Source organism: Nocardia fodinahabitans, assembly GCF_052983615.1.
This window is the reverse complement of the sequence record NZ_JBRJJC010000001.1, coordinates 4859227-4876121: the sequence shown is the minus strand read 5'-3', so window position 1 is coordinate 4876121 and position 16895 is coordinate 4859227. Positions and strand designations below refer to the sequence as shown.

13 protein-coding genes and 3 rRNA genes are annotated in these 16895 nt (G+C 63.8%); 2 read left to right on the top strand and 14 right to left on the bottom strand.

Features of this window, described 5'->3' with window-relative positions; translation table 11 throughout:
* Window positions 1-13: 13 nt before the first annotated feature.
* The 4 genes from NV348_RS22585 to NV348_RS22570 all read right to left on the bottom strand — a co-directional run bounded on the left by NV348_RS22585 (window position 14) and on the right by NV348_RS22570 (window position 3876).
* Window positions 14-1099, bottom strand: coding sequence for a class I SAM-dependent methyltransferase (locus NV348_RS22585; protein WP_447148676.1), 1086 nt, complete (start codon window positions 1097-1099; stop codon window positions 14-16).
* A gap of 76 nt (window positions 1100-1175) precedes the next feature.
* Window positions 1176-2039 carry a tetratricopeptide repeat protein gene (locus NV348_RS22580; RefSeq protein WP_447151122.1) on the bottom strand — a complete coding sequence of 288 codons (864 nt, stop codon included), beginning with the start codon at window positions 2037-2039 and terminating at the stop codon, window positions 1176-1178.
* A gap of 61 nt (window positions 2040-2100) precedes the next feature.
* Window positions 2101-2478, bottom strand: a complete 378-nt coding sequence (locus NV348_RS22575) for a DUF3817 domain-containing protein (protein WP_447148675.1) — start codon at window positions 2476-2478, stop codon at window positions 2101-2103.
* A 216-nt stretch (window positions 2479-2694) separates the two neighbouring features.
* Window positions 2695-3876 carry an acetyl-CoA C-acetyltransferase gene (locus NV348_RS22570; protein ID WP_447148674.1) on the bottom strand — a complete coding sequence of 394 codons (1182 nt, stop codon included), beginning with the start codon at window positions 3874-3876 and terminating at the stop codon, window positions 2695-2697.
* A gap of 198 nt (window positions 3877-4074) precedes the next feature.
* Here NV348_RS22570 and mce point away from each other — a divergent pair, with 198 nt between their 5' ends.
* Window positions 4075-4536 (top strand): methylmalonyl-CoA epimerase, encoded by a 462-nt coding sequence (gene mce / locus NV348_RS22565; protein WP_218716780.1) that lies wholly within the window; start codon window positions 4075-4077, stop codon window positions 4534-4536.
* Between the two features lie 86 nt (window positions 4537-4622).
* Window positions 4623-5630: a coiled-coil domain-containing protein gene (locus NV348_RS22560; RefSeq protein WP_447148673.1), complete on the top strand. Its 1008-nt coding sequence runs from the start codon at window positions 4623-4625 to the stop codon at window positions 5628-5630.
* Window positions 5631-5728: 98 nt separating this feature from the next.
* On the opposite strand, the gene NV348_RS22555 is transcribed toward NV348_RS22560, so the two are convergent.
* From NV348_RS22555 to atpD, 10 genes are all read right to left on the bottom strand, one after another.
* A complete protein-coding gene (locus NV348_RS22555; RefSeq protein ID WP_218716779.1) occupies window positions 5729-6019 on the bottom strand; it encodes an Rv1322 family protein in 291 nt (96 codons plus the stop codon).
* Between the two features lie 10 nt (window positions 6020-6029).
* On the bottom strand, window positions 6030-6773 hold the full coding sequence (gene nucS / locus NV348_RS22550) for an endonuclease NucS (protein WP_447148672.1): 744 nt from the start codon (window positions 6771-6773) through the stop codon (window positions 6030-6032).
* A 113-nt stretch (window positions 6774-6886) separates the two neighbouring features.
* Window positions 6887-7003: ribosomal RNA gene (gene rrf, locus NV348_RS22545) — 5S ribosomal RNA — on the bottom strand.
* A 125-nt stretch (window positions 7004-7128) separates the two neighbouring features.
* Window positions 7129-10252: ribosomal RNA gene (locus tag NV348_RS22540) — 23S ribosomal RNA — on the bottom strand.
* A 315-nt stretch (window positions 10253-10567) separates the two neighbouring features.
* Window positions 10568-12086: ribosomal RNA gene (locus tag NV348_RS22535) — 16S ribosomal RNA — on the bottom strand.
* The 16S, 23S and 5S rRNA genes sit together here, the layout of an rRNA operon.
* A 412-nt stretch (window positions 12087-12498) precedes the next feature.
* A complete protein-coding gene (murA, locus tag NV348_RS22530; RefSeq protein ID WP_379310300.1) occupies window positions 12499-13779 on the bottom strand; it encodes a UDP-N-acetylglucosamine 1-carboxyvinyltransferase in 1281 nt (426 codons plus the stop codon).
* Window positions 13780-13858: 79 nt separating this feature from the next.
* On the bottom strand, window positions 13859-14437 hold the full coding sequence (locus tag NV348_RS22525; protein ID WP_447148671.1) for a cob(I)yrinic acid a,c-diamide adenosyltransferase: 579 nt from the start codon (window positions 14435-14437) through the stop codon (window positions 13859-13861).
* Complete coding sequence (locus NV348_RS22520) at window positions 14434-14862, bottom strand: DUF2550 domain-containing protein (protein ID WP_218721181.1); 429 nt, start codon at window positions 14860-14862, stop codon at window positions 14434-14436. The genes NV348_RS22525 and NV348_RS22520 overlap by 4 nt, the downstream gene beginning before the upstream one ends.
* A gap of 173 nt (window positions 14863-15035) precedes the next feature.
* Window positions 15036-15404, bottom strand: coding sequence for a F0F1 ATP synthase subunit epsilon (locus tag NV348_RS22515; protein ID WP_447148670.1), 369 nt, complete (start codon window positions 15402-15404; stop codon window positions 15036-15038).
* Between the two features lie 33 nt (window positions 15405-15437).
* The gene (gene atpD / locus NV348_RS22510; protein WP_447148669.1) at window positions 15438-16886 is read right to left on the bottom strand and encodes a F0F1 ATP synthase subunit beta; all 1449 of its coding nucleotides are present in this window, start codon (window positions 16884-16886) and stop codon (window positions 15438-15440) included.
* Window positions 16887-16895: the final 9 nt, after the last annotated feature.

Sequence of the window (16895 nt, the reverse complement as noted above, 5' to 3'; positions counted from 1 at the left end):
CAGCGGCGCGGGCTCAGCCCTTGCTCGCGATGTAGTAGGTATTGAGCGGATCGCCGTCGACCTGGCTGGTGCTGACCTCGGTGAAACCGGCGTCGGCGAGCATCGACAGCGCGCGCTGTTCGCCCCACACCGTGCCGAGCCCGTCCCCGTCCTGCCCCAGCGACACCGACATGCAGTGCATCGTCGACACCGCGTACAGGAACGGACCGAGCGGCAGGTCCATGTTCTCCTCCAGCCTGCTCGACGCGTGCACGTCGACCATCAGGAAGACACCGTCGGGCCGTAGCGCCGTCGCGATGTTGGCCAGCACCCGCGCGGGATGCGCCTGATCGTGGATCGCGTCGAAAACGGTGATCAGATCACAGGATTCGGGCGCGTGCAGCGCCGCCACATCCTGCTCGACGAACGCGACATTGGTCAGGCCCATCGCCTCCGCCTCCGCCCGGCCCGCCGCGATCGCGTCGGCGGAGAAGTCGTACCCGGTGAATCGGCTCGCCGGGAACGCCCGCGCCATCAGGTTCACCGCGTGCCCGCTGCCGCAGGCGATGTCTGCCACGTCCATCCCCATCAGCAGCCGGTCGGTGAGGCCGGGCGACATCGGCAGGATCACCTCGATCAGCGCGGCGTCGAACACCTCGGCGCTCTCCTCGGCCATCAGCGCGTGGAAGCGGACGTAGTCGTCATAGGCCAGGCCGCCGCCGATCCGGAAACGCTCGACGATCTTGGGTTCCACCTCACCGAGCTGGCCGATGAACTGCATGACCCGCGCGAGATTGTCCGGGCCCGCGGCCCTGGTCAGGCTGGCCGCGTGTGCGGGCGGGAGCGTGTAGGTGGCCGTGGGCGAGTCGTAGCGCACGATGCCCGCGGTGGTGACGGCGCCGAGCCACTCCCGCACGTAGCGCTCGTTCAGGCCCGCCGCCTCGGCGAGCTCCTGGCTGGTCGCGGCGGGATAGGCCGCCATCGTGTCGAACAGGCCGACCTGGTGGCCCATGCTGATCATCAGCGCGGTGCTCGCGTGGTCGAGCACCTCGATCATCGATCCCGCGAAGGCTTCCACCTCGGCCTGATCGACCGCGCCCGAGTGGTCGAGTGAGGTCATGTCGTATCTCCTCGAGTCAGCTCGCGGCCCGGTGCCGCGGGTCTATGAGGAGATACGACAGGGCCGTCCCGGCAGTTCAGTACAGCGCGGTGGCCAGCTTGCGGCGAGCCGCGACCACGAAGGGCTCGGCCGGGTCGAACAGCTCGAAGAGCTCGAGCAGCCGGGTGCGGGCCTTGGTGCGGTCGTCGCCCGCCGTGCGCTTGACGGCCGCGATGATGCGCTCGAAGGCGGCCTCGGGGCGCTGCTCGAGCAGCTCCACGTCGGCGGCGTCGAGGGCCGCGTCCAGGTTCGCCGGATCGGCGTCGGCGGTGGCGACCACGGCCGGGTCGATCTGCTGGGCCCTGGTCAGGAAGCGCAGCTGACGCAGGGCCGCCTTGGCTTCCTCGTTGCCGGGCTCCTCGACCAGGATCGCCTCATAGGCCGCCTCGGCGCCGGTGATGTCGCCCTCGGCGAGCGCGTCCTCGGCGGCGGTGAAGCGCGGGTCCTCGACCTCGGGCGCCGCGCCCGCGGCGTTCGGGTCACCCTCGAGCTTGCCCGCCGTCGCGTCCATCACCGCGTCGAGCCACTGGCGCACCTGCGCCTCGGGCTGGGCGCCCTCGAAATCGGCCAGCGGCTGCCCGCCTGCCACCGCGATCACCGTGGGAATGCCCTGCACCCGCAGCGCCTGCACGATGTTCATGTTCGATTCGGCTTCGATCGCGGCCAGGTCCCAGCCGCCGCGGTCGTCGGCGTTGAGCCGCTCCAGCGTGCGGACCAGCTCGACGCTGCCCGGGCTGCGCTGCGAGTACAGCGCAACCACGACGGGCACCTGCATCGAACGGCGGATGACCTTGGCTTCGAAATCCGCCTCGGTGACCGTATGGTTCCCCGGGGCCGCAGGCGCGCCGCCGGGAGCGGCGGGCGGCTGCTTCAGCGCGGACAGATCCACCGCGCCGGACATGGCGGCAGCAGCGGCGGGCGAAGGACGACGGGCAGCGGGTCGAGTCACGCTTTCCAGTTTGTCACGAAGCCGTCGGCGCGGTTGCCGGGGAGCCCTTGCTCGCGTCGGCGCTCAGTTCGCCCAGCTGACCGGTGCGCACGGCCCAGATCTCGAAGGCCACGGTGAACAGCGGCGGAATGCTCGACGCCAGCGCCAGCACGGTGGTCTTCCAGCCCCAGTTCAGTTCCCGCGCGGTCAGCAGCGCCGTGATCACGAACAGGATGAAGATCGCGCCGTGCACCGGACCGAAGATCTTCACGCCGATCTCGTTGCCCTCGGCGGGCAGGTATTTGAACGCCATACCGGTCAGCAGACCGATCCACGACAGTGCCTCGAGCACCGCGAAGAACCGGAAACGACTGGCAGTGGACCGCAGATCGAAGAAACCCATACCAGCCATTGTGCAGCATGACCTACGACACGACGTAGTTGGACGGGTCACATCGACAGCCCAGCCCCGACGACCCGACCTCGAGGAGGGTCCCGCCGCGTCAGCGGCGGTTCGCGGCCGTCCCGTCGATCAGGTGCCGTGGCGTAGGCAACGAAGGAGCAAGCCACGGCACCTGATCGATGCGACGGGAGGGACCGCGAACTCGAGCGCGCCAGCGCTCCAGAATTACCCCACCCGAATGATCAGCGCGTCGCCCTGACCGCCGCCACCGCACAGCGCGGCAGCGCCGACGCCGCCACCGCGACGCTTCAGCTCCAGCGCCAGGTGCAGCAGGATGCGGGCGCCCGACATGCCCAGCGGGTGACCGATGGCGATGGCGCCACCGTTGACGTTGACCTTCTCCGGGTCGTAGCCCAGCTTCTTGGTCGAGGACACGCCGACGGCCGCGAAGGCCTCGTTGATCTCGATCAGATCCAGGTCGGCCGGAGTGATGCCTTCCTTCGCGCACGCGGCGAGGATGGCGTTGGCCGGCTGGTCCTGCAGGGTCGAGTCCGGACCGGCGACCTGACCGGCGGCGCCGATCTCGGCGATCCACTCCAGACCCAGTTCCTCGGCCTTGGCCTTGCTCATGACGATCACCGCGGCCGCGCCGTCGGAGATCTGCGAGGCGGTGCCCGCGGTCACGGTGCCGTCCTTGCGGAAGGCCGGACGCAGCTTGCCCAGCGACTCGACGGTGGTGTCGGCGCGGATGCCCTCGTCCTCGCTGACGTAGATCGGGTCACCCTTGCGCTGCGGCACGGCGACCGGCACGACCTCGTCGGTGAACAGCCCGTTCTTCCACGCGGCGGCGGCGCGCTGGTGCGAGGCCGCGGCCACCGCGTCCTGCTCCTCGCGGCTGACCTTGTCCAGGTCGTTGCGGTCCTCGGTCAGCAGGCCCATCGCCTGGTCGGTGATCACGTCGTGCAGGCCGTCGTAGGCCATGTGGTCGACCAGGGTGGTGTCGCCGTACTTGTGGCCCTCACGGCTCTTGGGCAGCAGGTGCGGGGTCTGGCTCATCGACTCCATGCCGCCGGCCACGATGATCTCGTGCTCACCGGCACGGATCAGCTGATCGGCCAGCGCGATCGCGTTGATGCCCGACAGGCAGACCTTGTTGATCAGCAGCGACGGCACATCCATCGGGATACCCGCGGCGATCGCCGCCTGGCGGGCGGGCAGCTGCCCGGCACCGGCCTGCAGCACCTGACCGAGGATGACGTAGTCGACCTGCTCGGGCGCCACACCACCCTTCTCCAGCGCCGCCTTGATCGCCACACCGGCCAGATCCGAGGCCTTGAAATCCTTCAGACCGCCCAGGAGCCTGCCGACCGGGGTACGCGCACCGGACACGATGACAGAAGTCGTCACGAAAGCCTCGCATTCATTGAGTCGAACCTCGCCGTGACGCACGCAGCGGACAAGCCGCGCACGTCAAGGGTTGCACTCAACGGTAACCGGTATCGGAGCACACCCGGCAGGCAGGTACGCGTACCTCCGCCTGCGCTCCCGCCATGCGCAGGGCTGGGGCCGCTTCGCGTCCGTGCCGATAGGCGCTAGCTTCGAGGGGTGAGCAACGACAACATCATCCCCGCCGACTACGTCATCGCCGTCGACCACGTCGGCATCGCCGTGCCCGACCTCGACGCCGCCGTCGCCTGGTACACCGACAATCTCGGCATGGTCGAGACCCACCGCGAGGTCAACGAGGCCCAGGGCGTCGTCGAGGCGATGCTGTCGTGCCCCGCCGCGGCCGACCGCGCGACCGCCCTGCAGTTGCTGGCCCCGCTGACCCCGGAGTCCACGATCGCCAAATTCATCGACCGCAGCGGACCCGGCCTGCAGCAGCTGGCCTACCGGGTCACCGACATCGAGGCGGTTTCGGCCTTCCTGCGCGGCCGTGGCCTGCGTTTGCTGTACGAAGCCCCTCGTCACGGCACCGCCGATTCCCGCATCAATTTCATCCATCCGAAGGATGCTGGCGGTGTGCTGGTGGAGCTCGTCGAGCCGAACCCGAATGTTACGCACTAGTAGGCGGGTACGGTCGGTAAATCTCGGCGAGATCACAATCACGGTCGAGTCTCCATACGCTCGCTCGAGGCTGTATTTTGTGTGCCATGTCGTCACCTGAGTCCGATCGCAATCGCTTCGTTGCACTGCCCTTCACCGTTGTGCGCAAGGGTTATGCGCAAGACGAGGTGCGCAACTACTTCGACCGCTTCGACGCCGAGCTCCGCGTCACCGCCACCGACCGGGATGCTGCCGCCGCGCAGGCCCGGAATCTCGCCAGCCAGCTGGAAGACGCGCGGGACGAGATCGACGAGCTCCGCAAGGAGGTCGACCGGCTTTCCGTGCCGCCGACCACCGCCGAAGGAATGTCCGACCGTATCTCGCGCATGCTGCGCCTGGCCTCGGACGAAGCGTCCGAGGTCCGTGCGCTGGCGCAGGCCGAAGCCGCCGAGATGGTGTCGATCGCCGAGCAGCAGGCCACCGAGATGCGTGGCAAGTACGAGTCGCTGCTCGCGGAGACCAAGGAGAAGCGCGAGGCGCTCGAGATCGAGTTCGAGCAGACCCTCGCGAACGCGCGCACCGAGTCGGCCAAGATCATCGAAGCCGCCCAAGCCGATGTCGAACGTCTGGGCAAGGAGGCCGAAGCCAAGCGCAAGGCCACCCAGCAGGACTTCGAGGCCACCATGAACGATCGGCGTACCAAGCTGACCCGTGCCATGGAGGAGCTCGAGGCCACCAGCCGCGCCGAGGCCGCCCAGCGGATCAAGGACGCGACCGACGAGTCGAACCGCCTCATCAGCTCGGCCACCCAGACCTCCGAGCGCAAGATCGCGCACGCGAAGGAACTGGCCGAGGAGATGCGTGTGCTGCGCGGCCGGGTGCTGGCCCAGCTGCTCGGTATCCGTGGCCAGCTCGACTCGGTGCCCGCCATGCTCGCCGCGGTCAACCGCGAGAGCGAGCTGCTCGACGGCGCCCCCGAGCGCAAGTCGATCAGCAACAACGGCAACAACAAGTCCGTGTCCGGCTCGCGCCAGACCAAGGCCATCCCCGAGGTCGCCGACGCCGACGAGGACATCGTCGACGACGACCGCGAGAGCGCCGACATCAGCAACTGACGTCGGACCCGCGACGACATTGCTCCACCCTCATAACCGAAGAACCGAAGGCCGCCTCGAATGTTCGAGGCGGCCTTCGGTTTTCGTGGTCTCGCGGCTCAGGACCAGCGACGGGTGATGCCGCGGGTGCGCCTGCCGTTCCAGCACCCCTGATGCCAGTGCCTGCGGTCGTCCTCGCCACCGTCGACGGCCCAGGCGACGATATGGGCGACACCGGGCGCGATCTCGTGGTCGCAGCCGGGACACCGGTAGGTCTTGACCGCCCTGGCGCCGGGAACGGTGCGGACGATGTAGGTTTCCTCGCCCGGTCCGTCCTCGGTGCGCCCGTAGACATCACCGATCGGCGCCGGCTCGCTACGTCGCCCTGAGCGTGGTTTACGTCGCGGCATGGCTCCCAGCCTAGAAGAGGCGGAAAACGTTGCTCTCCGTGCCACGCAGCTCGTCGTAATCGAGCGTGAGGCAGCGGATTCCCCGGTCCTCGGCCAGCGTCCGCGCCTGCGGCTTGATCTGCTGGGCCGCGAACACACCGGCGACCGGCGCCAGCAGCGGATCGCGGTTGAGCAGTTCCAGGTAGCGGGTGAGCTGTTCGACGCCGTCGATCTCACCGCGCCGCTTGATCTCCACCGCCACGGTCGCGCCGTCGGCGTCACGGCACAGCAGGTCCACCGGACCGATGGCGGTCATGTACTCGCGCCGGATGAGGGTGTACCCCTCGCCGAGCTTCGTCACGTGTTCGGCCAGCAGCTCCTGCAGGTGCGCTTCCACGCCGTCCTTGACCAGGCCGGGGTCGATGCCGAGTTCGTGGGAGGAGTCGTGCTCGATGTTCTCGATGGAGATGCGCAGTTCCTCGCCGGCCTTGTTGGTCACCACCCACAGCGCCTTGATGTTGTCCGGCGCCGCCGTTTTGCCCTCTCGCAGCGGCGTCACGCCGTCGGGCAGCTCGGTGGGGACCAGGGCCGCGATATCGCGCTCCTCCAGCCAGCACGGCGGGCTCATCCAGTTCAGCGGCTTGTACGAGCCGCCATCGGAATGCACGAGCACCGAGCCGTCGGCCTTGATCAGCAGCAACCGGCGAGCCATCGGAAGGTGGGCGGTCAGTCGGCCGACGTAGTCGACCTGGCAACGAGCAATGACAAGGCGCACCCCAGCACAGTACCGCCTCCCCGGAATTCGGCCGACGGCCTGGCAGGGCAATTACGTTGTCCGGGAACGCAAAAAGGCCCTCCAGCAATGCTGGAGGGCCTTTCGCAATGATGTTCCGGCGGTGTCCTACTCTCCCACACCCTGTCGAGTGCAGTACCATCGGCGCAGGTGGCCTTAGCTTCCGGGTTCGGAATGGGACCGGGCGTTTCCCCACCGCTATAACCGCCGTAACTCTATGAAACTGTCACACAGAGAGCCACCCCGAACCCGACCCATCTAAGGATCAGACTCGGAGAGTCTTCTCGGTGATCTGTGTGTTGTTTCAGATACCGCACAGTGGACGCGTAACACCTTCGATAGTAAGCCCTCGGCCTATTAGTACCAGTCACCTACACCAGTCACCTGGCTTCCAGTTCCGGCCTATCAACCCCATGGTCTGTAGGGGGCCTTAACCCATCAAGTGGGAGAGAAACCTCATCTTGGAACAGGCTTCCCGCTTAGATGCTTTCAGCGGTTATCCCTTCCGAACGTAGCCAACCAGCAGTGCTCCTGGCGGAACAACTGGCACACCAGAGGTTCGTCCGTCCCGGTCCTCTCGTACTAGGGACAGCCTTCCTCAAGTTTCTAACGCGCGCGGCGGATAGAGACCGAACTGTCTCACGACGTTCTAAACCCAGCTCGCGTGCCGCTTTAATGGGCGAACAGCCCAACCCTTGGGACCTACTCCAGCCCCAGGATGCGACGAGCCGACATCGAGGTGCCAAACCATCCCGTCGATATGGACTCTTGGGGAAGATCAGCCTGTTATCCCCGGGGTACCTTTTATCCGTTGAGCGACACCGCTTCCACTTGCCGGTGCCGGATCACTAGTCCCGACTTTCGTCCCTGCTCGAGCTGTCACTCTCACAGTCAAGCTCCCTTGTGCACTTGCACTCGACACCTGATTGCCAACCAGGCTGAGGGAACCTTTGGGCGCCTCCGTTACATTTTGGGAGGCAACCGCCCCAGTTAAACTACCCACCAGGCACTGTCCCTGAACCAGATCATGGTCCGAGGTTAGAAGTCCAATACGATCAGAGTGGTATTTCAACGACGACTCCACCTGAACTGGCGTCCAAGTTTCACAGTCTCCCACCTATCCTACACAAACCGTACCGAACACCAATACCAAGCTATAGTGAAGGTCCCGGGGTCTTTTCGTCCTGCCGCGCGTAACGAGCATCTTTACTCGTAATGCAATTTCGCCGAGTCTGTGGTTGAGACAGCAGAGAAGTCGTTACGCCATTCGTGCAGGTCGGAACTTACCCGACAAGGAATTTCGCTACCTTAGGATGGTTATAGTTACCACCGCCGTTTACCGGGGCTTAAATTCTCAGCTTCGCGCCTAAACGCTAACCGGTCCTCTTAACCTTCCGGCACCGGGCAGGCGTCAGTCCGTATACATCGTCTTACGACTTCGCACGGACCTGTGTTTTTAGTAAACAGTCGCTTCTCTCTGGTCTCTGCGACCCCACCCAGCTCAGACCGTAAAGATCGTCACCAGATGTGGTCCCCCTTCTCCCGAAGTTACGGGGGCATTTTGCCGAGTTCCTTAACCACAGTTCTCTCGATCGCCTTAGTATTCTCTACCTGACCACCTGTGTCGGTTTGGGGTACGGGCCGTGTACCAACTCACTAGAGGCTTTTCTCGGCAGCATAGGATCACTGAATTCACCACAACGGCTACGCATCACCTCTCAGGCTATATGCAACACGGATTTGCCTATGTTGCGCCCTACAGGCTTACACCAGGTATTCCATCACCTGGCCCAGCTACCTTCCTGCGTCACCCCATCGCTTACCTACTACAGCGAAGGTCCCGTGCAGCAATCATCCCTCTCACCCGAAGGCTCGATAAGACAACATTTGGACAGTTAGTACCACTGATTCGATATTTGGCGCGGATACACGGGTACGGGAATATCAACCCGTTGTCCATCGACTACGCCTGTCGGCCTCGCCTTAGGTCCCGACTCACCCTGGGCGGATTAACCTGGCCCAGGAACCCTTGGTCATTCGGCGGACGAGTTTCTCACTCGTCTTTCGCTACTCATGCCTGCATTCTCACTCCCGTGGCCTCCACAGCTGGATCACTCCGCTGCTTCCACGGCCACAGGACGCTCCCCTACCCATCCACACACCTGGCACTTTTAAGGGTGCAGGCTAATGTGTGAATGCCGCGGCTTCGGCGGTGTACTTGAGCCCCGCTACATTGTCGGCGCAGGATCACTTGACCAGTGAGCTATTACGCACTCTTTCAAGGGTGGCTGCTTCTAAGCCAACCTCCTGGTTGTCTAAGCGACCCCACATCCTTTTCCACTTAGTACACGCTTAGGGGCCTTAGTAAGCGATCTGGGCTGTTTCCCTCTCGACTACGAAGCTTATCCCCCGCAGTCTCACTGCCACGCTCTCACACACCGGCATTCGGAGTTTGGCTGACTTCGGTAAGCTTGTGGGCCCCCTAGGCCATCCAGTAGCTCTACCTCCGGCGTGAAACACGTGACGCTGCACCTAAATGCATTTCGGGGAGAACCAGCTATCACGGAGTTTGATTGGCCTTTCACCCCTACCCACAGCTCATCCCCTCAGTTTTCAACCTAAGTGGGTTCGGGCCTCCACGACGTCTTACCGTCGCTTCACCCTGGCCATGGGTAGATCACTCCGCTTCGGGTCCATAATGTGCGACTAGGAACGCCCTATTCGGACTCGCTTTCGCTACGGCTACCCCACACGGGTTAACCTCGCCACACACCGATGACTCGCAGGCTCATTCTTCAAAAGGCACGCCATCACCCCACGTACAAGTACGAAGGCTCTGACGGATTGTAAGCGCACGGTTTCAGGTACTATTTCACTCCCCTCCCGGGGTACTTTTCACCTTTCCCTCACGGTACTAGTCCGCTATCGGTCACCAGGGAGTATTCAGGCTTACCGGGTGGTCCCGGCAGATTCACAGCAGATTTCACGGGCCCGCTGCTACTCGGGTATCTCCTACAACAGCCAAAGAGTTTTCGTCTACCGGACTATCACCGTCTATGGCGGGCCGTTCCAGACCACTTCGACTAACACTTTGGTTTCTTACTGTTGCTCAATTCGGCAGAATTGAGAAAGAAGACCCCACAACACCGCGTAGACAACGCCTGCTTAACTATCACATCTACACGGTTTAGCCTCATCCGCTTTCGCTCGCCACTACTCACGGAATCACTGTTGTTTTCTCTTCCTGTGGGTACTGAGATGTTTCACTTCCCCACGTTCCCTCCACACACCCTATATATTCAGATGCGGGTAACACGACATCACTCGTGCTGGGTTTCCCCATTCGGAAATCCTCGGATCTCAGCTCGGTTGACAGCTCCCCGAGGCTTATCGCAGCCTCCTACGTCCTTCATCGGCTCCTGGTGCCAAGGCATCCACCGTACGCTCTTAAACACTTACTAACAAAGATGCTCGCGTCCACTGTGCAGTTCTCAAACAACACACCCGCATCGAATCGGTTTCCAAGACCTGCCGGCCAAGCCAGACGGTTTCGAGGAGATCCGAACGGATCGTTTTTTGCCTAGAAAGAACGCGTGTTCTTTCAGGACCCAATAGTGTGTCGGTATATCACCGCGACCAGCTGCTTTGAGCCGGTCTAATGCGATGAGGTAGTCAGTGTTCCACCCATGAGCTCCGCTGGACTACATGTGAGTCCAAAACGGCTCTGCCAGCGATACATTCACCTCTGTGAACAATCGACTGGAGATGCTCCTTAGAAAGGAGGTGATCCAGCCGCACCTTCCGGTACGGCTACCTTGTTACGACTTCGTCCCAATCGCCGATCCCACCTTCGACGGCTCCCTCCCACGAGGGGTTAGGCCACCGGCTTCGGGTGTTACCGACTTTCATGACGTGACGGGCGGTGTGTACAAGGCCCGGGAACGTATTCACCGCAGCGTTGCTGATCTGCGATTACTAGCGACTCCAACTTCACGGGGTCGAGTTGCAGACCCCGATCCGAACTGAGACCGGCTTTAAGGGATTCGCTCCACCTCACGGTATCGCAGCCCTCTGTACCGGCCATTGTAGCATGTGTGAAGCCCTGGACATAAGGGGCATGATGACTTGACGTCGTCCCCACCTTCCTCCGAGTTGACCCCGGCAGTCTCTCACGAGTCCCCGCCATTACGCGCTGGCAACATAAGATAAGGGTTGCGCTCGTTGCGGGACTTAACCCAACATCTCACGACACGAGCTGACGACAGCCATGCACCACCTGTACACCGACCACAAGGGGGCCTACATCTCTGCAGGTTTCCGGTGTATGTCAAACCCAGGTAAGGTTCTTCGCGTTGCATCGAATTAATCCACATGCTCCGCCGCTTGTGCGGGCCCCCGTCAATTCCTTTGAGTTTTAGCCTTGCGGCCGTACTCCCCAGGCGGGGTACTTAATGCGTTAGCTACGGCACGGATCCCGTGGAAGGAAACCCACACCTAGTACCCACCGTTTACGGCGTGGACTACCAGGGTATCTAATCCTGTTCGCTACCCACGCTTTCGCTTCTCAGCGTCAGTTACTTCCCAGAGACCCGCCTTCGCCACCGGTGTTCCTCCTGATATCTGCGCATTTCACCGCTACACCAGGAATTCCAGTCTCCCCTGAAGTACTCTAGTCCGCCCGTATCGCCCGCAAGCTTGGGGTTGAGCCCCAAGTTTTCACGAACGACGCGACGAACCGCCTACAAGCTCTTTACGCCCAGTAATTCCGGACAACGCTCGCACCCTACGTATTACCGCGGCTGCTGGCACGTAGTTGGCCGGTGCTTCTTCTACAGGTACCGTCACTTGCGCTTCGTCCCTGTCGAAAGAGGTTTACAACCCGAAGGCCGTCATCCCTCACGCGGCGTCGCTGCATCAGGCTTTCGCCCATTGTGCAATATTCCCCACTGCTGCCTCCCGTAGGAGTCTGGGCCGTGTCTCAGTCCCAGTGTGGCCGGTCGCCCTCTCAGGCCGGCTACCCGTCGTCGCCTTGGTAGGCCATTACCCCACCAACAAGCTGATAGGCCGCGGGCCCATCTCGTACCGATAAATCTTTCCACCCACTGACATGCATCAGAAGGTCATATCCGGTATTAGACCCAGTTTCCCAGGCTTATCCCGAAGTACGAGGCAGATCACCCACGTGTTACTCACCCGTTCGCCGCTCGTGTACCCCGAAGGGCCTTACCGCTCGACTTGCATGTGTTAAGCACGCCGCCAGCGTTCGTCCTGAGCCAGGATCAAACTCTCCGTTGAAGACTCTTGAAACACCCGAAGGCGAATCAGAAATATCTAAACTAGAGTCCGAAAACCTAGCAAAGCCAAACACCAGCAAAAGTTTGCTGTTGTTTTAAATGTCCAACCTTCCAACCGGGGGGTATGGAAGGCCGGAACCAATAATAATATTGGCACTGACATTCATCGACACACTATTGAGTTCTCAAAGAACACACGCACAAGCATCCACCCACAACATTTCGTAGGAGCTTCAGCAGGGCAACTGTTCCAACCTAGCGCAGCCAACCCGACCGAAGCAAATTCGGAAGGAGTGAGTCTGGCTAGATGATCAATCAGGCGCTCGGCGCCACCGCTGGGGTGTCCGTGCCGCTCTGACTCGAATAAAGTTACGCACCGACGAACACGAAGTCAAATCGCCTGGTCAGACAGGCTATTTCGGCGTATCGACGCGCTCGACCTGTCCACCCAACGCCTGCATCTGCTCGACGAACTTCGGGTAGCCGCGGTCGATGTGGAAGACGTCGTGCACTTCGGTAACACCGTCGGCGACCAGACCGGCCAGTACGAGACCGGCGCCGGCACGGATATCGGAGGACCAGACCGGCGCGCTGGACAGGCGCGGGATACCGCGGACCACGGCGTGATGACCATCGGTGCGGGCATCGGCGCCGAGCCGGATCATCTCCTCGACGAAGCGGAACCGCGCCTCGAAGACGTTCTCGGTGATCATCGACGTGCCGTCGGCGATGGCGGCCAGGCCGATCGCCATCGGCTGCAGGTCGGTCGGGAAACCGGGGAACGGCAGCGTCGCGAAGTTCACCGCGCGCGGGCGCTCCGGCTGCACAACACGGAAACCGTTGGGCTCGTAGGAGATCCGCGCGCCGGCCGAACGCAACTTGTCCAGCACCAGCGCCAGGTGCTTGGGGTTGACCCCGGTGACCCGGACATCGCCGGTGGTCATCGCCGCGGCGATACCCCAGGTGGCGGCGACGATGCGGTCGCCGATCACCCGGTGCGTGGTCGGCGACAGGCTCTTGACGCCCTGCACGGTCAGCACCGAGGAACCGGCACCGTCGATCCGCGCACCCATCTGCACGAGCATGGTGCACAGATCGACGATGTCGGGCTCGCGCGCCGCGTTGTCGATGACCGTCTCCCCCTCGGCCAGCACGGCGGCCATCAGGATGTTCTCGGTCGCGCCGACCGACGGGAAGTCGAGTCGGATGCGCGCGCCCTGCAGCTCGTCGGCACGGGCGACGACGCAACCGTGCTCGATCTCGCTGGTCGCGCCGAGCAGGCGCAGGCCCTGCTGGTGCATATCCAGCGGACGCGAGCCGATCGCGTCACCACCCGGGAGCGCGACGACCGCGCGCTTACAGCGCGCCATCAGCGGACCGAGCACACACACCGAGGCGCGGAACTGGGTCACCGCGGGGAAGTCGGCGTGGTACTTGGGCTCCGGCGGGGTGACGATCGTGCAGACCGAGCGGTCCCCGCTCTCGTCGTCGGAGATCGTCACGTCGCAGCCGAGACCACGCAGAACCTCGGCCATCAGCGGGACATCGAGGATGTCCGGGCAGTTGGTGATGGTGGTCGTACCCTCGGCCAGCAAAGCGGCGGCCATCAGCTTCAGCACGCTGTTCTTCGCGCCGCCGACCGCGACCTCGCCGACGAGCTGATTACCGCCGGAGACCAGAAACCGTTCGCTCACCCCGCCAGCTTATCGACCGTTGCCCGGCGACACGCCCCCCGACGCCAAACCGACCGATCCTGGCGCCACCGACTGGCTTTCAGCGCTCGGCTCCGCCGCCCGGCTGCCACAGCACGTCGCCCTCGGGGTTGGTCGCACGGCTGAGGATGAACAGCAGGTCCGACAGACGATTGAGGTATTTGGCGGGCAATACGCTGGTGTCGTCGGGGTGGGCCTCGACCGCGGCCCACGCCGAACGCTCGGCGCGTCGCACCACGGTGCGTGCCGTGTGCAACAGCGCGGCAATCGGCGTGCCGCCCGGCAGGATGAACGAATTCAGCGGGGCGAGACCCTCGTTGAACTCGTCACACCACTTCTCCAGCCGATCGATATAGGGCTGGGTGATCCGCAACGGCGGATACTTCGGCTCGGCCACCACGGGGGTGGACAGATCGGCGCCCGCGTCGAACAGATCGTTCTGGACCTGGCGCAGCACCGCGAGCACCGCGGGTTCCGGCGCGCCGAGCGCCACCGCGACACCGAGCGCCGCGTTGGCCTCGTCGCAGTCGGCGTAGGCGACGAGCCTGGGGTCGGTCTTGGGCACCCGGGAGAAATCGCTCAGACCGGTGGTGCCGTCGTCGCCGGTCCTGGTGTAGATCCGGGTGAGATGGACGCTCATGCCTGGCCTCCCCTGGTGCGGCGGGCGCGATCGGACGGCCGCGACTCCACCCACGACAGAAAAGCCGCCATCGATCCGCGATCGAGCGCGAGCTCGAAACTGCTGTGCGGATCGGTGACGGCTACCACCACGATGTCCTCGCTCATGATGTCGAATTCGTCGCCCTGCGGCGCGCGGCGCTCGACGATCTCGAGGCCCTGCCGGTGCACGGTGCTGTCCGGACCGAACTTGAGGCTGGTCAATTTGAAGAAGACGAGGCGATCCTCGTCGTAGCGGATGAGGCCGTGCCGCCAGCCCTGGCCGCCGCGCGCGGGCAATACCCGCAGCAGCGCGGCCGTGCCGCCCCGGCGCAGCATCACCAGCCGGTAGGTCGATGCACCGGCTACGAACACGAGCGTCAGCACCAGAATGATCAGGAGAACCATCCCGGTCTGCAATGCCGTACGCCCTTTCGCTCAGCTGGTGTCGAAGACACCCCCGTCGCCATTCAATCACGCCCGATGTGGGCCACTTCGGCGGGATCGGTAATACCGCCGAAAACAGCACTGTCGGCGACGAACCGGAGTTCGTCGCCGACAGTGTGTTGTTCGGAGAGGGATCAGGCAGACACGGTCGCCTCGACCGCGCGCACCTGGCCCTGCGCCACGCGCAGTTCCACCTCGGAGGCGGTCGCGTCGGCCAGCACCTTGCGTGCCGCGTCGACGTCGACCTCGCCCGCGAGTTCCGCGGACTCGGCCAGCACCCGGACGGTGTCGGCGGTGACCGAGAAGAAACCACCGTGCACCGCGGCCACGATCCGATCGCCGTCGGTCGACACGATGGTCACCGTGCCGCCCTCGACGAGCTGACCGAGCAGCGGCTCGTGGCCCGCCATGATGCCGATCTGACCTTCGGTGGTCTGCGCGCTGACGAACGTCGCCTGGCCGGACCAGAGCTTGCGTTCGACGGCGACGAGATCAACTGTCATCGTCCTTGAATTGGACTCTGTCGCCATGGTGGACTACTTCCCGGCGATCTTCTTCGCGGCCGCCTCGACGTCGTCGAGACCACCGCAAGAGTTGAACGCCTGCTCCGGGAAGTGGTCGAACTCGCCCTTGCAGACGCGATCGAAGTCGTCGATGGTCTGCTCCAGCGGCACGACCGAGCCCGGCTGACCGGTGAACTTCTCGGCCACGATGAAGTTCTGGCCGAGGAACTTCTCCAGACGACGGGCGCGGCCGACGAGGACCTTGTCCTCTTCGGAGAGCTCGTCCATACCGAGGATGGCGATGATGTCCTGCAGTTCCTTGTACTTCTGCAGGATCCGCTTGACCTCGTTGGCGACCCGGAAGTGGCGCTCGCCGACGATCGAAGCCTCGAGGATACGAGAGGTCGAGGTCAGCGGGTCGACGGCCGGGTAGATGCCCTTCTGCGAGATCGGGCGCGAAAGCTCGGTCGTCGCATCGAGGTGGGCGAAGGTGGTCGCCGGCGCCGGGTCGGTGTAGTCGTCGGCGGGGACGTAGATCGCCTGCAGCGAGGTGATCGAGCGACCACGGGTCGAGGTGATGCGCTCCTGGAGCTCACCCATCTCGTCCGCCAGCGTCGGCTGGTAACCCACGGCGGAGGGCATACGACCCAGCAGGGTCGAGACCTCGGAGCCAGCCTGGGTGAAACGGAAGATGTTGTCGATGAAGAGCAGCACGTCCTGGTGCTGGACATCGCGGAAGTACTCCGCCATGGTCAGCGCGGACAGGGCCACGCGCATACGCGTGCCCGGCGGCTCGTCCATCTGGCCGAAGACGAGGGCGGTGTCCTGGAGGACGCCCATCTCTTCCATTTCCAGGTGGAGGTCGGTGCCCTCACGAGTACGCTCACCGACGCCCGCGAACACCGAGGTGCCGGAGAACTCGCGAGCGATACGGGTGATCATCTCCTGGATCAGAACGGTCTTGCCGACACCGGCACCACCGAACAGACCGATCTTGCCGCCCTTGACGTACGGGGTCAGCAGGTCGATGACCTTGACGCCGGTCTCCAGCATCTCGGTCTTACCCTCGAGCTGGTCGAAGCTCGGGGGCTTGCGGTGGATACCCCACTGCTCGCCGTCGCGGCCGAGGCCCGGCGAGTCGAGGCAGTCACCGAGGGCGTTGAACACGTGGCCCTTGACGATGTCGCCGACGGGCACCGAGATCGGCTTGCCCGAGTCGGTGACGGTGGCGCCACGGACCAGGCCGTCGGTCGGCTGCATCGAGATGGTGCGCACGATGTTGTCGCCGAGGTGCTGGGCGACCTCGAGGGTCAGGGTCTTGGCCACCGACGGGAGCTTGATGTCGGCGTGCAGAGCGTTGAACAGCTCGGGGATGGCGCCACGCGGGAACTCGACGTCCACGACGGGGCCGATGACACGGACGACGCGGCCGGCGGTTGCGCCCGCCTTGGTCGCGTTGTCCTGAGTGACAGCTGCGGTCATTAGATTGGT